Source organism: Flagellimonas sp. CMM7 (genome assembly GCF_021390195.1).
Taxonomy (GTDB): domain Bacteria; phylum Bacteroidota; class Bacteroidia; order Flavobacteriales; family Flavobacteriaceae; genus Flagellimonas.
Genome location: NZ_CP090003.1, coordinates 400,280 through 415,450 on the forward strand (window position 1 = coordinate 400,280; position 15,171 = coordinate 415,450).

Genomic DNA, 15,171 nt, shown 5'->3' on the forward strand with positions numbered 1-15,171 from the left:
TTTTTTTACAATTATAACGTGAGTTCGACTTAAGAAATGTGGTTTAGTTAATGACAACAGTTCAACTACCAAAAATTTCTGTAGTATAAAAAGCGGGTATGGAAAACCAAAAGCCCATAAAAGAAGCTGAAGTATCCAAAAACTGACCTTCTCTTGGACCGCTAAGGGCTTCTCCAAAAATATTCCACTGATTGTCCTCATTGTCTTGGAGCAATACCTCAGAACCTGTATGGATGTATTCAAATTCCAATTGGTCTGGTTCGCTTGTTAGTTCAAATGATACAATGAAATTTGTATTTCCAATTATTAGATAATTTCTGCCCTTAAAGGTGTCTCGAATGATATTGTTGGATGAAAAATCAGAAAACCTGTAAGCTCTGGCATCGGAGCCATCTATTATCGCATGCACTCTTTCTTTTGAAGGCAATCGCGGGTCTTTTGGAACAGGAAACAAAAATCGATCATTGTTGGTATTATAATCACCATAGGGTGATGCACCATAGGTCCGTGAAAACCCGGTATTTGTGGTCACAACTTTTGAATTGGGGTAGAGGCTTTTCCATGTTTGCCAGTCCGTTTCAAAAAGTCTTATCAATTCTACTTTGTCACCCAATAACTCTCCGTTAACCGACTCGTTCAAAATTTGGGACCAGTTACTGTCCGTGGCCCTGTCATAAGGAATCAGATTGGTATTATACAAAAGTCCTGAAACCCCAAATGTAGTTTCTACCCCTTTTATGATCCTGTCCCATCCTATACCGGTTCCCGTTAGTGGGCAATAGGTGATGGCCACCGAAACATCATCAAGATTGTCATTGATTATTTCGTGCCAGTCTAAAATCGCATGCGAATAGGCCCTTACATCATCACCATTTTTGATTCCTATGACCAAATCCGTATCTCTGAGGTAGTTGATGGCCTGAACATCGGCCATAATGGGGTTTACCAATGCGGGAATACCATCTTTTCCAGGGCCTCCGTCCAAAACTTCTGATCTGGGAATACTCCACTCCAAGCTGACCACAGGTGGGTTATTGTCTCCTTGCCCCAGACCTGTACCAGATTCCTCACTCGAACTTGAGGTGCTACATGCATCCAATACTAATACACAAGCCATTGTCAATATATTTTTCATAGCTAAAATTTAATTTATTAAAGTCTTCTTCTTTTTGATATCCAGCGTAAATGCCACACCAGCGGTGAGGCGAAACGTTGGGGTCAACTGCGTACCTTCTACATAACTGTAGAGCGGGAGTTCAAAACGGGAGTTGATCGTAATATTTGGGGTCAACTGCGCCGCTATTTCTGGCCTTACAAATACCCATTCGCCCCCGGTATTGGGTATCTCTTGATCGTCTATTTTATCTTCGAAAGCTTTTCTATATTTAAATACCAACCCTGGGTTGAAAATGGTATTAAAGAGTGTGAATTGATCGGTATATCCAAGGTTTGCTTGAACCTCATCGCCAAACTCATAGGTCGCAGTATTGTTCAAATAGGAATTGTTCACACCTGTAAGCCTATATGTGAAGGTAGCGGAAAGCGTGGCAGATGGTCTAAAATTTAACCCTTTCGAAATGGACATCCACCCAATACCGTCCCATGCACCGCTGCCCGGTTGCAGATCTGCGGTGAGCTGGATACCTTGATCGGTTAGAATATCAGATTTGCCCAATGGAAGTTTTGTTCCTGCCCCTAAATTCAGTACGGTTCGGTGTCCCAAAAAATCTGGTACTGAATACTTGACGAGAATTACCGCATCGCCTATACCAGAAGTCTCAGTAAAATTTTGATTTCCAAACTGTGAAATAGTTCTGGATTGATTGACCCATGTGAACAGTGTCTCCACAGCTAGCCTATCAGTAAATGCGTACCCTATATTGAACAACACCGAGTTTGTAATTCGTTGTCTTGAACTGTCATCAAGTTCCGTGGTTCCTGCATTAAGGGTGTTCAAATTGTTATAATCATAATTTAACCCCAATGATAGAACACCTTTGCCTTCATTGGGCAAACCAAGGTTGTTGGACAATGGCACGCCTCCTGAACAACATGTCTGTGCTTTGCCATCTTGATATACAAAAACACCAATAAAAAGTAATAGGAAAAGGCCACGCACGGTCTATGATTTTAATTTTAGACGTGTGAAACTGAATCCCTGACAGAAAATATTTCGGTGTTTACATTAAAATCTGTTTGGCAAATTATTTGGGGGCGGGCCTTCGATACTTAATATAATCAGGACTATAGTTTTGAAATATGGCTTTCCAGCTTTAAAAGCGTAATGTGGGCTGATGGCATTGAAATGTGTTTATCTAATCAATTACTTAAAACGCCTACGAACCAAAAACATTAATATTAATATTTAAAAGTTATTTAGGGTTTTTCAATTTTTCAAGAATCTTGGCCTTTGTAGTATCCTTCATTTTGATTGGTTTCTCCTTAGATTCAGGAGAGTTTATCAGGCGCTGTATTATCTTTTCCATCAATAGGGACTGCCTTTCGTACGATTGGCACGCACTACACATTGATATATGTGCTCTTAACTTAATTCTTTGCTCTAAAGATAAGGGCACAACAGCTCTCCTTTCTATTAGCTCAGTAGCTTCTTGACATGAATACATTAAGTAGTTCATTATTTTTTTGACCTTACCCATCTTTTCCTTTTATATTTTCCAATTAAAGTCAACACACTTTTTGAGCATCAATTTTGCCCTATGAACTATCTGCCAATAATTTGACGATGTTATATCAAGTTCCTGACAAATTAGTTTTGCAGGTTCGTCCAACAAATACTTTGCAGTAATGGCAAAATTCCATTTTTCGGGTAATTTCCCCAAGCATTTTTTTAAGACTTTTCTAAATTCTTCATTGTTCAAAATATAAGTATCTTCTTCCCAGAGTATTGCCTCATTATTCAGTGTCCAGCGTTTGTCTGAATCAAAGAAAGAGTCGGTGTGGTCAATGAATTTTTGTTCTGCTTGTTCCCCGTTTATCAAAATGGCTTTTGCCCTTTTCCGATAAAAGTCAATTATTTTATTGTTCAGTATGGCAAACAACCATGTTTTGGGGCTGCTCTCTTTTTTATAACCATCGAATGCCCTAACGGCTGCTAAAAAAGTTTCTTGTACTAAATCTTCGGCCGTGTCCTTTGAAGATGTTTTGTGGTAAGCCCACCTAAACAGGTCATCAGAATATGTATTGAACCAAAGTTCTATTGTGTCATTCATTTTTATGGATACGCTGCCCTCAAATTTAGTAAAAACTCCAATACTGTTTTTGCAGAATTTTAAAGCCTCTCCATAAACTCATTAACACATTGGTTTATATTCCATATATCTTTGTTAATTGTTGTTTATAAGGCTTTCATGAATATAACCATAAATGCTCGATTCTAACTCTTCCAAATTGTCGATAACCTTTCTTTGGGGAAGTAAGTCAGAAGCATGAACGGACATACGGGTAATGTCATTGGTCACGGAAAAAACGTTCATTTCGGCATTTAATGCCGCCTTAATTCCATTTACCGAATCTTCAATAACAAGACACTCATTGGACTCAATCTGTAACAGGTCCCTTGCCTTAATATAAATTTCAGGATTTGGTTTTCCTACATTTACGTTGTCTTTTGTCAATATGAACTTGAACTTGTCCTTTATGCCCATGACCTTTAGTATTTTATCGGCTTCCCTTAAATTGGACATGGTGGCCAATACCAATGTAAACTCATCACCATGCAATTTATGAAGCAGGCCAAGGTTATATGGACAAAAGTGCTGCGAAAGAAGCTTTGCATTTTCAATCATATCGTGATAAAGGGAAAGTCTTTTTGACAAGACTCGATCCTTCATGACTTCTGGTTTATTATCATTGAAATCACTTTGCAACTGTGCTCCAAATTCCTTGGTGAGACCATTGACAACTTCGGTTCTGGAAAGCCCCACATACTTACTGAAACTGTCCAGGACCGTTTGAACGGCAACGGCATCATTGGTCAAAATATTAATGGCCTCAGCATACGATCTTGCCTTAAGCACTTCAGTTTGAACCAGCGTGCCGTCCAAATCAAAAATTACTGCTTTAATCATGTTGAATACTTAACCCCTATATAATTTGATCAATGCGTTGGTAGAACTATCGTGATGTATCGGGCTGTCCTTTTGCTGTAATTCTGGAATAATGTTCTGGGCAAGCACTTTGCCCAATTCCACGCCCATTTGGTCAAAGGGATTGATATCCCATATTGCCCCTTGCACAAAAACGCTATGCTCATACATGGCCACAAGTTTCCCAAGGTTTTCAGGACTCAGCCTGTCCAAGAAAAAAGTGGAAGAAGGCCTGTTGCCCCCAAAAACCTTATGTGGTGCCAACACATCGGGAATGCCTTCTGCCTTGACTTCGTCCAATGTTTTTCCAAAGGCGAGTGCCTCGCCCTGAGCAATCATATTGGCAATAAGATAGTCTTGGTGCGGTGGCAAATGGTTCAAAGATTCTTTGAACCCGATAAAATCACTAGGTATGATCTTGGTGCCCTGGTGGATCAATTGGTAAAAGGAATGCTGACCGTTGGTGCCAGGTTCCCCCCAATATACCGCCCCGGTCTCGTAATCGGTTTTCTCCCCTCCAAGGGTCACGCCTTTCCCGTTGCTTTCCATGGTCAATTGTTGCAGATAGGCGGGAAAACGGTGCAAGAACTTGTCATAGGGAAAAACGGCCTGGGTCTGCGCCCCAAAGAAATTATTGTACCATAGCCCCAATAATCCCATGATTACCGAGATGTTCTGGGCCAAAGGTGCCGTGCGGAAATGCTCGTCCATTTGGTGCAGACCATTGAGCATGGCATGATAGTGTTCGGGGCCAATGGCGATCATGGTCGAAAGGCCAATGGCTCCGGACATGGAGTACCTACCGCCCACCCAGTCCCAAAAACCGAACATATTATTTGGGTCGATACCAAATTTCGACACTTCCTTTTCATTGGTGGAAACGGCCACAAAATGTTTGGCGATTGCTTCGGGGTCTTTTAAATACTCCAAAGCCCAACTTCTTGCAGTTTGGGCATTTGCCATGGTCTCTAAAGTGGTGAACGTTTTGGACGAAATGATGAACAGGGTTTCCTCTGCCAACAATCCTTGAACGGCTTCCGCAAAATCATTGCCATCCACATTGGAAACAAATTTAAAGCTCAGATCCCTTTGGCTGAAATGTTTTAAAGCCTCATAGGCCATTACCGGCCCCAGATCAGAGCCACCAATACCTATATTGACGATGTTTTTTATGCGTTTGCCCGTATGGCCTTTCCATTTCCCGCTCTTGATTTTAGTGGAAAAATCGGCCATTTTGTTGAGTACGGCGTGCACTTCTGGTACCACATTATGCCCATCCACCATTATCGTTGATCCTTCAGGGGCCCTCAGGGCCGTGTGCAGCACCGCCCTATTTTCGGTAGTGTTTATCTTTTCACCGGAAAACATGGCTTCCCGTTTGGCCTCAAGCCCTCTTTCCTTGGCCAATTGAAATAGCAGATCTAAAGTTTCCTCAGTGATTCGATGTTTGGAATAGTCAAAATAAATACCCACATTCTCCACTGTAAACCGCTCCCCACGATCGGTACTTTTTTCAAATAACTCTTTAAGGTGAAGGTTTTTGATGGTGCCGTAATGTGCTTGCAGTGATTTCCAGCTTCCCGAATTTGTTAATGTACTGCCCATTTAGTCTATATTTTGATTAGTTTTCTTTTTGATGCGATGCTCTTGATCAGGTTGTCCCATGAAGCATTGAATGATTCGGCACCTTCCTTTTGCAATTGTTGCGCCAGTTGCAAGTAGTCTATGGAAAGTTCATTGAACTGGTCAAGAGTCGAATCGGCCGCTTCCGTATTGTCAACCATGGGTTTGTCCAATTCGCCATGATCGGCATAGGCCAATAAGGTTTTCTCAGGAATGGTATTCACCGTGAAAGGAGCGATAAGGCTTTTTACGTATAGAACATCGGACGCATTTGGGTCTTTGGTGCCGGTACTTGCCCAAAGCACCCTTTGTGGGGATGCCCCATAATTTACGGCTCTGCGCACCCTATTGGATGCCAAAAACTTCTGATAGGCATGATAGGTCTTGTACATGACCGCAATACCCAACTTATTCTTTAGGTTGTCAGGAACTTTGTCTGCGACCGCCCTGTCCCAACGGCTTACAAAGACGGAAGCCACCGATCGAACATCTGGGTTCAGTCCGTTTTTGATTCGGTCCTCAATACCCTTAAGGTAGGCCATCGCCGCTGCTTCGTACTGTTCCGCAGAAAACAATAGGGTAATATTGATGGGGATACCTGCTGCAATCGATTGTTCTATGGCTGGAAGCCCTTCGGGCGTGCCTGGAATCTTTATAAACACATTGGGCCTGTTCACCTGCCCATGGATGGTCTTGGAAGCCTTCAAGGTACTTTCTGCATCATAGGCCAACAAAGGCGAAACCTCAATGGAAACGAAACCATCCAGTCCATTGGTAGCTTTGAACACGGGAAGAAACGCATCCGCAGCACGCTGTATATCCTCAATGGCCAAGCTGAAGAAAAGCTCCTCGTCGCTCAATCCAGATGTGTTGATTTTCGCTATCGCATCATCATAATAGTTCGTTTTGGCTATCGCAGCCTCAAAAATGGAGGGATTCGATGTCAACCCGGTTATCTTAAGCTCTTCAATATATTTTTTTAAAGTGCCATCATCGATCATTTTTCGTGTAATATTATCAAGCCAAATACTTACGCCTTGATCGTACAGTTTTTTTGTATTTGCATTCATTTTTTTAGGTTTTATTTCGATTTATGTTTTTTCTTGGATTCGGGAACAATTCCGAAACTGTCTTCAAGTCCTTTTACCTTTTTAAGCCGACGGACATGGCGATTGGCCTTGGAAAATTCAGCCCTTAAAAAAGTAGAGGCCAGTTCTAGGGCGGTTTCGGCCCCAATAATCCTTCCGCCCATGCACAAGATGTTCATGTCATCGTCTTCCACACCCTGATGTGCGGCAAAATTATCGTGAACCAGGGCAGCCCTGACCCCCTTTACCTTATTGACAGCTATTGATGCCCCAACACCACTTCCACAAATGGCGATTCCCCGATTTACTTTGCCCTCAACCACTGCTCGGGCCAGTGGAATCACATAATCAGGATAATCATCGGTGGAATCGTTTACGGTATTTCCAAAGTCGATGACCGTATAATTTTGGCTTTTCAGGTGCTCCATCAATATTTGTTTTGTTTCAAAACCCCCGTGGTCCGAGGCAATACCAACTATCATTTCCATAATCTTAATCGTGCTTAATAACTGACTTTGCGGTACTGACGACCGCATCGACCGTAAGCCCGAACTCTTGGAGCAGGTTGTTCAATTTTCCTGAGGCTCCAAACGTTCTCATTCCCAATACTTCACCCTCTCCATGAAGTCCAACGAACCTTCTCCACCCGAAGGTAGAACCCGCTTCTATGGCCACCCTGGCCTTCACCTTGGACGGCAAAACGGACTCCCAGTACTCTGGACTCTGTTGACCGTATAGGTTCCAGCTTGGTAAGCTTACAACTCTGGGGTTTATGCCTTCCAATTTCAAAGCTTCATAGGCTTCTATGGCTATTTGTACTTCTGATCCTGTTGCAATCAAAATGACATCTGGTGTTCCTTTACTATCCGCCATGACGTAGCCACCTTTTAGGGCACCATCTGCAGAGGTGTATTTTGTCCTATCAAAAACAGGCAGGTTCTGTCTGCTCAAGATCAATGCCGTCGGAGTATTTTTAGACTGCATGATGTGTTTCCATAAAACGGCGACCTCATTGGCATCCGCAGGTCTGATGACCTCAAGGTTGGGTATAGCCCTCAACGACGCAATATGTTCTATGGGCTGGTGTGTGGGGCCGTCTTCACCAACACCAATGCTGTCGTGGGTAAAGATATGCGTTACGGGAAGGTTCATCAATGCCGATAGCCTAATGGAAGAACGTGCATAATCGGAGAACACCATAAAAGTGGAATCAAAAGTCTTTAGACCTGCCAATGCAATTCCGTTGGCAATGGCTCCCATGGCATGTTCGCGAATGCCATAGTGTATGTTTTTGCCGCCATGGTTGTCGCTTTGAAAACTGCTTTCCTTTTTCAGGTCGGTAAGGGTAGAGGGTGAAAGGTCAGCAGATCCCCCTATCATAAACGGAATCTTTGATGCAATGGCGTTCAGTACCTTGCTGCTAGCCACCCTACCAGACACTTCGGTCCCCGCTTCAAAAACTGGGATGTCACTGTCCCATCCTTGGGGCAGTTCTTTGTTCTGGATCAATTTTAGTTCATGACCCAATTCCGGATAGTCCTTTTTGTACTTGGCAAATAGATCGTCCCATTCCTTATTTTGGGTCTTCCCCCGTGCGGTGATTTCTTCGGCGTATTTTTTCACCTCATCGGGTACAAAAAAGCTTTTGTCGGGATCCCAACCGTAAAAGGCTTTTGTAGCCTTAATTTCTTCTTCACCAAGTGGTGATCCGTGGGCTCCGTGCGTGTCTTGCTTGGTAGGAGCCCCATAGGCAATATGGCTGTCCACAATGATCAATGTGGGTCTGCCCCGTTCTTTTTTGGCAATGCTGATCGCACGGTCCAACATTTCCAGATCATTGGCATCACCGATCCGTTGTACGTTCCATCCATAGGCAATAAAGCGGGTCGCCACATCTTCGGTAAAGGCCAGATCGGTATTTCCTTCAATGGTGATCTTATTGTTGTCATAGAGCCAAATAAGGTTGTTAAGCCCCAAATGCCCTGCCAAGGAGGCGGCCTCACCGGAAATTCCCTCCATCATGCACCCATCGCCCGCCAAGGAAAAAATGCGGTAATCCAAAAGGTTGTAATCAGGTTTATTGAAACGATCGGCCAACCATTTTTGGGCAATGGCAAACCCTACACTAGTGGCCAATCCCTGTCCCAATGGCCCGGTGGTAGTCTCGACACCGGGTGTATGGCCATATTCAGGATGGCCAGCACATTTGCTGTGCAATTGCCTAAAGGACTTTATATCGTCCAAAGTAACATCGTACCCGGTAACGTGCAAAGTGCTATAGAGTAGCATGGACGCATGTCCGGCAGAAAGGATAAAACGATCACGGTTGACCCAATCTGGATTTTCCGGATTGAATTTCATAAAGCGGTCATAAATGGTATAGGCTACCGGTGCAAGTGCCATTGGTGTGCCAGGGTGTCCGGAGTTCGCTGCCTGTACGGCATCCATTGACAATGTTCTGATGGTATTGATACAGAGTTGTTCTAAATCTTTTTTCATTATTGATCGGTTTTATTGTTGACTAAGTTCATAGGCCATTAAAGCAGCACCTTTCATAGCCGCTTGATTGTTAGTGACTAAATTTATGGGAGTATGCTCCACAACCTCCCTCATTCTTCCTTTTCGTAAAAAGCTATCCATAAAGCCCTTTCCTTGTATTTTAGATAGGATTTTAAAGGGGATTCCCCCTGCAAGGTATATGCCGCCATCGGGCAGAAAAGCGAGTGCCAGGTTTCCGGCATGTGTTCCAAGAATGGAAACAAAAATATCCAACGCTTTCTCACATACCATGTCCTTCTTTTCAAGGGCCATTTTAGTAATGACCACAGCTCTTTTTTCGTTTTTCATCCTTTCCAGAGTCATCTTTTCAGGTGTTTCTTTTTTTATGGAGACCAGAAAATCAAAAATATTGGGAAGGCCAATACCGGAGATGACACGCTCGTAGCTTACATGTCCGAATTTCTGTAATAGAAAGCCGAAAAGCTCGGATTCCATTTTGGAAGTGGGCGCAAAATCGGCATGTCCCCCTTCTGACGGGATGACCGTTTTTCTACCTTCACTACAGACTAAAAAAGATTGCCCCAGTCCGGTACCTGGTGCCAAGACCACATACCTTTCGGGACTGTTCACGAGCTTACCCTCTTTGATATTGATGATTTCATCAGGATTCAGGTTTGGTATCGAATAGGCCGTTGCCGCCAAATCGTTGGCCAAACGTATGTGCTCAATTCCTGTTTTGACACTTAGGTTTTTCTTTTGTATGACCCAGGGGAGATTTGTGGATTTCACCATACCGTCCTCCACAGGTCCCGGAATACCAAATGCCGCCGCTTTTGGGACACTTTCAAAATCCCCAAGAAAATCTTTCACGATTGTTTCGAGACTATCAAAATCGCAACTTACATATCTGTTGGTCTTGATTGTATGGGGATTGCCATCAATCATGTTGAATAGGCACATGAGTGTTTTTGTGCCACCCACATCTGCCGCCAATATTAAATCTTTAGCTTTCATAGTCACTTTGAACGTTTACACCATCATGTCCTACCAAAACATGTGGGTTCTCCTTACTCTGCAAATCCATCTTGGTCGTTTCTATAAATTACAATTCACAATGGGTTCCATCATTGGAAAGGTTTTTACAAGGATAGCGCCATGTCATTGCCTTATCCTCTATCAGCTCGTCTGCGGCTAAAGGCCCCCACGAACCCGCGGGATATCCATAAACGGGAATGTCCTCATCATTTTTCCAACTTTCGATTACAGGGGACAGGAATTTCCATGCCTCAAGTACTTCTTCCGTTCTGGCAAACAAGGTGGTGTCCCCTTTCATGGAATCATGAATGAGCCGTTCGTAGGCCGATGGAATGCGCTTATCGATAAGTTCGGAATAGTGGAAATCCATATTTACGTTTTCAACTTCAAAACCTGAACCTGGCGCTTTCATACCAAATTTCATCATAACACCTTCATCTGGCTGTATGCGAATGACCAATTGGTTGCAGGTATTGCCCATGGATCCTTGGGAAAACAGAAAATGTGGTGTGCGTTTAAAATGTATGACCACTTCGGTGACCCGTGTCGGCAACCTTTTTCCGGTTCTGATGTAAAAGGGAACCCCGCCCCATCTAAAGTTATCTATGTGGAATTTTAGGGCCACATAAGTCTCTGTGATCGAATTTGGCCCTACACCTTCTTCGTTTCTATACCCCTGTAATTTTTCACCGTTGGCACTTGCCGTTGTGTATTGCCCCCTGATCACATGGGTCTTTACATCTTCTTTTTTCATTGGGCGTATGGATTGGAACACCTTTAAAATTTCGTTCCGTATGGCCGATGGTTCTAAAGATGATGGGGGCTCCATAGCGGTAATGCCCGCAACCTGCAATAAATGGTTCTGCACCATATCGCGCAAGGCTCCGGATTTATCGTAATACCCTCCGCGTTTTTCAATGCCAATACTTTCTGCGGCCGTAATCTCCACATGGTGGATGTAGTTGCGGTTCCATAACGGTTCAAAAGTCCCGTTCGAGAATCTGGTGACGAGAAGGTTCTGTACCGTTTCCTTCCCTAAATAATGGTCAATTCTATAGAGTTGTTCCTCATTCCAGCTTTTTAACAATTTGTCTTTCAAGGCCAAGGCCGAATCCAGATCATAGCCAAAAGGTTTTTCAATGATCATCCGTTTCCAACCGTCTTCCTCATTGTTCAATCCAACAGAAGCAAGGTGGGTGGGAATCACGCCGTATAAACTAGGCGGAGTGGATAGATAAAAAACGGTGTTCCCGCCGATTTCCTTTTCCTCCCTCAAAGCCCCTAACTTTTGCTTGAAGTTGGCAAAGGCGGCCTCGTCTTTAAAATCTACCGATGTATAATGGAGTTTATGAACGAATTCACCGATCTTGCTCGAATCGTCAATTTCCTTGAATTCAGAGATCGCGGTTTTCATTCTATCCCTAAAATCTTCGTCAGAAATTGAAGAACGTGAAGCCCCGAGCAAGGCAAATTTTTCGGGGAGCAAGCCTTCTACGAACAAGGCGTACAGCGCAGGCACCAATTTACGTTTAGTGAGATCGCCCGAAGCACCAAAAATGACATATATGTGGTTATCCGTCATCCTTAATTATTTTTTGATTTAACGGCATGCCCCCCAAATTGGTTTCGAAGCGCAGCGAGCATCTTCATGGCAAATGATTCTTCTTGTCGTGATTGGAAACGGGTAAACAAGGATGCCGTGATTACATGGGCGGGCACGTCAAAATCAATAGCAGTCTGTATGGTCCATCGTCCCTCACCGCTATCGGATACAAAGTCCTTCAGTTTGTCCAGCTTGGGATCTTCGTTCAGTGCCAATACAGCCAGTTCCAATAACCAAGAACGGACCACACTACCATATTGCCAGGCATCGGCGATTTTTGCCAAATCGAGGTCATAAGGGGTTTTCTCTAGAATTTCAAAGCCTTCGGCATACGATTGCATCATACCATATTCAATGCCGTTGTGCACCATTTTTACCAAGTGTCCGGTACCAGGGGCTCCGCAGTACACATAACCATCTTCAGGAGCCAATGTTTTGAAGATAGGCTCTGCATATTCAGCGGCTTCTTTTTCACCACCGTACATAAGGCAATAGCCGTTTTGAAGCCCCCAAACGCCTCCGCTTGTGCCACAATCCAAAAAATGGACTCCTTCTTTTGCAGCTTTTTCACCACGTGCTTGTGTGTCTTTCCAGTACGAATTGCCACCATCGATAACGATATCGTTTTTATTGAGCATTTCCAGTAGCTCATCAAGGTTTTGATCTACGGGTTTTCCTGCAGGCACCATCAACCATACCACTTTTCTTGAGGGTAGTTTTTCAACTAGATCTTCCAATGAACTGGCTCCGACGGCACCCAATTTTTCAATTTCCTTTATGGTCTCCGCCGACCGGTCCCATACCACTACTTCATGATCGTTAATCAATAGGCGGTGTACCATATTGAACCCCATTTTGCCTAATCCTACAAATCCTATTTTCATCTATTATATTTTTAGTTGTTTTTATTTCGTTTAATGTGATTGGCCTTGAATGCCCAAAAGCATCGTATGACCGATTGTATCTTATCTCGTTATTTTCTACTGTATTTCCTAATGATCAATTGATTCGCCTTTTCATAGCTGAAATACTTCATCATCCAACTTATTCCAACCCGAAATCTGTTTTTAAACCCAGTAATGGAAATCAAATGGATAAATGACCAAAGGAGCCAACCTAACTTTCCTTGTAAAAAAGTGACCTTTAAATCGGCTACCGCATCTTTTTTACCGATTGTGGCCATGGATCCCTTATCCACATAATGAAAGTGTGAAGAAAAACTTCCCTTTTTTGTCTTTGAAAGGAGGTTTTTGGCCAAGGTTTTTCCTTGTTGAATGGCTACTTGGGCTACCATAGGATGTCCCCTTGGGTTTTCGTCGGTGATCATCGCTGCAATGTCTCCAATGGCAAACACGTTTTCAAGACCATCGACCTGTCCGTAGGTATTCACTTTGAACCTTCCACCGACTACGGCTTTTTCATTGATTCCCTGTATTAGGTTTCCTTTTACCCCGGCCGTCCAGATCAAGGTATTTGTCTTTATTATTTTTTCTTCGTCATCCACTTTCATCTTTACCGTGACCTTTTCACCATCATAGTCTTTGACCAGACCGTTAAGTATGATGTCCACATCTAATTTTTGCAATGTTTTTAAAGCATGGTCCGATGCTTTTTTGGACATCATGGGCAATATCTGATCACCGGATTGCACCAGACATATCTGCATACTGTCCGGATCTATTTCTGGATAGTCGCTACGGAGCAGGTATTTTTTGAATTCGGCCAGCGCACCTGCCATTTCTACCCCAGCGGGTCCACCACCTACTATCACAAATTTGGTAAGCCTGCTCTTTTCCTGCACGTTGCACCCGTCAACCGCTTTTTCAAGGTTTTGCAGCATCCAACTTCTGATATTAATAGCATCGTTGATGCTCTTCAGTCCAATACTGTTTTTTTCAATACTTTTTGACCCATAAAAATTGGTGGAGCTTCCAGTGGCTATGACCAAATAATCGTAGTTCACGTACCCTATGTTTGTTTGGACTTTGTTTTGGTCCGTATCCACATATTCCACGGTAGCCATTCTGTAGATCATGTTGCCACAGGTCTTAAAAAGCTTGCGTATGGGTGTCACAACAGAATCTGGCTCAAGCCCACTAATGGCCACCTGATATAGCAAAGGTTGGAATTGATGGAAATTGTGACGATCGATCAGTACGATCTGTACGGGTTTGCCATCTAGCTGTTTTATAAAATTTATTCCAGCAAAACCTGCCCCAATAACTACTATTACTGGGTGATTGTTTTCAGGTAAGCAAAAGTGGGTGTTGTATTGATTTTCGGGGTTTTGGTGTGTTTTACTTTTTTTATTGGTCATCTGGCAAATTGTATTTATTGATTATACCCAGGTTGTTTATATATCGTTAAGCATGGAATTCTTCAAAGTAATTATTGGCTATACCAATGGACATTGTACCAAACATTTCCTGACATGTTTTTGTGGTTTTTGCTTAAAAATATCAATGTAGGCAGAACCTGTTTTCTGCATATGCGATGGTTTTGTCTATGCTGATACGGCAGTGGGCTATCAAATGTAGGAAAGTGAAAAAAAGATCAGTGTCGTAAAAATGACAGTTTTTGCTTTAAAAGCGGAGTATGTTTACTGTTTAATTAGGTCAATATCCATCGTCTAAAAAACATGGATTTTATTTTTTCTCAACATTAAGTTGTCAGGTTTTGACAAATGGTCGTCTCTTGACATGTAAAACCAACAGAATATCATGAACAAAAAAACCAAAAAAAGAATTTTAGGAATAGTCCTTATCGGAATTTTCGTGGCCATGGGAATTGTACTTTACCTATTCAATATGCCCCAACGTGACGTGCAAGCTTCCAAAATAGATTTCAGAATATCGGCCAAGGAAATTGTGGCCGAATATTTGGCCAATGCAGATTCAGCGAACGACAAATATCTGCAAGAAGAAGGGGACTCCAAAATTTTGGCCGTAACGGGAACGGTAGCTTCCATAGATACTGACTTGAACAATCAAAAAGTAGTGCTGCTTAAAAATGCAGATGAAGAAGCTGGGGTGAGTTCTACGTTTATGGCCGAAACCAACAGCAATGCAGAAGCGCTTCAAATAGGGGATAAGGTTACGATCAAGGGAGTTATACGGTCCGGGGCCGGTTATGATGAAGACCTTGACCTCTATGAAGATGTAATCATGGAAAAATGCGATGTTCTAAAAGAATAATATCAAACAATAGAAAGTAATAA

At 42.9% G+C, this 15,171-nt stretch carries 13 protein-coding genes; 1 reads left to right on the top strand and 12 read right to left on the bottom strand.

The annotated features are described in order from the left end of the window. Positions 1 to 61: 61 nt before the first annotated feature. The 12 genes from LV704_RS01995 to LV704_RS02050 form a co-directional block, all read right to left on the bottom strand. Positions 62 to 1,135 (bottom strand): DUF3179 domain-containing protein, encoded by a 1,074-nt coding sequence (locus LV704_RS01995; protein ID WP_163423763.1) that lies wholly within the window; start codon positions 1,133 to 1,135, stop codon positions 62 to 64. Between the two features lie 9 nt (positions 1,136 to 1,144). Next, entirely contained in the window at positions 1,145 to 2,119 is a 975-nt protein-coding gene (locus tag LV704_RS02000; RefSeq protein WP_163423762.1) for a transporter, read from the bottom strand. 547 nt (positions 2,120 to 2,666) lie between these two features. Continuing rightward, positions 2,667 to 3,230, bottom strand: a complete 564-nt coding sequence (locus LV704_RS02005) for a sigma-70 family RNA polymerase sigma factor (RefSeq protein WP_163423761.1) — start codon at positions 3,228 to 3,230, stop codon at positions 2,667 to 2,669. Positions 3,231 to 3,344: 114 nt separating this feature from the next. Next, positions 3,345 to 4,088 carry an HAD family phosphatase gene (locus LV704_RS02010; protein WP_163423760.1) on the bottom strand — a complete coding sequence of 248 codons (744 nt, stop codon included), beginning with the start codon at positions 4,086 to 4,088 and terminating at the stop codon, positions 3,345 to 3,347. A gap of 9 nt (positions 4,089 to 4,097) precedes the next feature. After that, the gene (pgi, locus tag LV704_RS02015) at positions 4,098 to 5,711 is read right to left on the bottom strand and encodes a glucose-6-phosphate isomerase (RefSeq protein ID WP_163423759.1); all 1,614 of its coding nucleotides are present in this window, start codon (positions 5,709 to 5,711) and stop codon (positions 4,098 to 4,100) included. A 5-nt stretch (positions 5,712 to 5,716) separates the two neighbouring features. Beyond that, on the bottom strand, positions 5,717 to 6,799 hold the full coding sequence (gene tal, locus LV704_RS02020; protein WP_163423758.1) for a transaldolase: 1,083 nt from the start codon (positions 6,797 to 6,799) through the stop codon (positions 5,717 to 5,719). An 11-nt stretch (positions 6,800 to 6,810) separates the two neighbouring features. Further along, positions 6,811 to 7,353: an RpiB/LacA/LacB family sugar-phosphate isomerase gene (locus LV704_RS02025; protein ID WP_370636045.1), complete on the bottom strand. Its 543-nt coding sequence runs from the start codon at positions 7,351 to 7,353 to the stop codon at positions 6,811 to 6,813. After that, entirely contained in the window at positions 7,310 to 9,316 is a 2,007-nt protein-coding gene (gene tkt / locus LV704_RS02030) for a transketolase (protein ID WP_163423757.1), read from the bottom strand. The genes LV704_RS02025 and tkt overlap by 44 nt, the downstream gene beginning before the upstream one ends. 12 nt (positions 9,317 to 9,328) lie before the next feature. Continuing rightward, positions 9,329 to 10,330, bottom strand: coding sequence for a glucokinase (gene glk, locus LV704_RS02035; protein ID WP_163423756.1), 1,002 nt, complete (start codon positions 10,328 to 10,330; stop codon positions 9,329 to 9,331). Between the two features lie 88 nt (positions 10,331 to 10,418). Then, the gene (gene zwf / locus LV704_RS02040; RefSeq protein ID WP_163423755.1) at positions 10,419 to 11,933 is read right to left on the bottom strand and encodes a glucose-6-phosphate dehydrogenase; all 1,515 of its coding nucleotides are present in this window, start codon (positions 11,931 to 11,933) and stop codon (positions 10,419 to 10,421) included. 2 nt (positions 11,934 to 11,935) lie between these two features. Beyond that, a complete protein-coding gene (gnd, locus tag LV704_RS02045; protein ID WP_163423754.1) occupies positions 11,936 to 12,838 on the bottom strand; it encodes a phosphogluconate dehydrogenase (NAD(+)-dependent, decarboxylating) in 903 nt (300 codons plus the stop codon). A gap of 89 nt (positions 12,839 to 12,927) precedes the next feature. Continuing rightward, positions 12,928 to 14,271, bottom strand: coding sequence for an NAD(P)/FAD-dependent oxidoreductase (locus LV704_RS02050; protein WP_163423753.1), 1,344 nt, complete (start codon positions 14,269 to 14,271; stop codon positions 12,928 to 12,930). 403 nt (positions 14,272 to 14,674) lie between these two features. Between LV704_RS02050 and LV704_RS02055 the strand changes: the two genes are divergently transcribed. Further along, positions 14,675 to 15,148, top strand: a complete 474-nt coding sequence (locus tag LV704_RS02055) for a hypothetical protein (protein ID WP_163423752.1) — start codon at positions 14,675 to 14,677, stop codon at positions 15,146 to 15,148. Positions 15,149 to 15,171 lie beyond the last annotated feature (23 nt).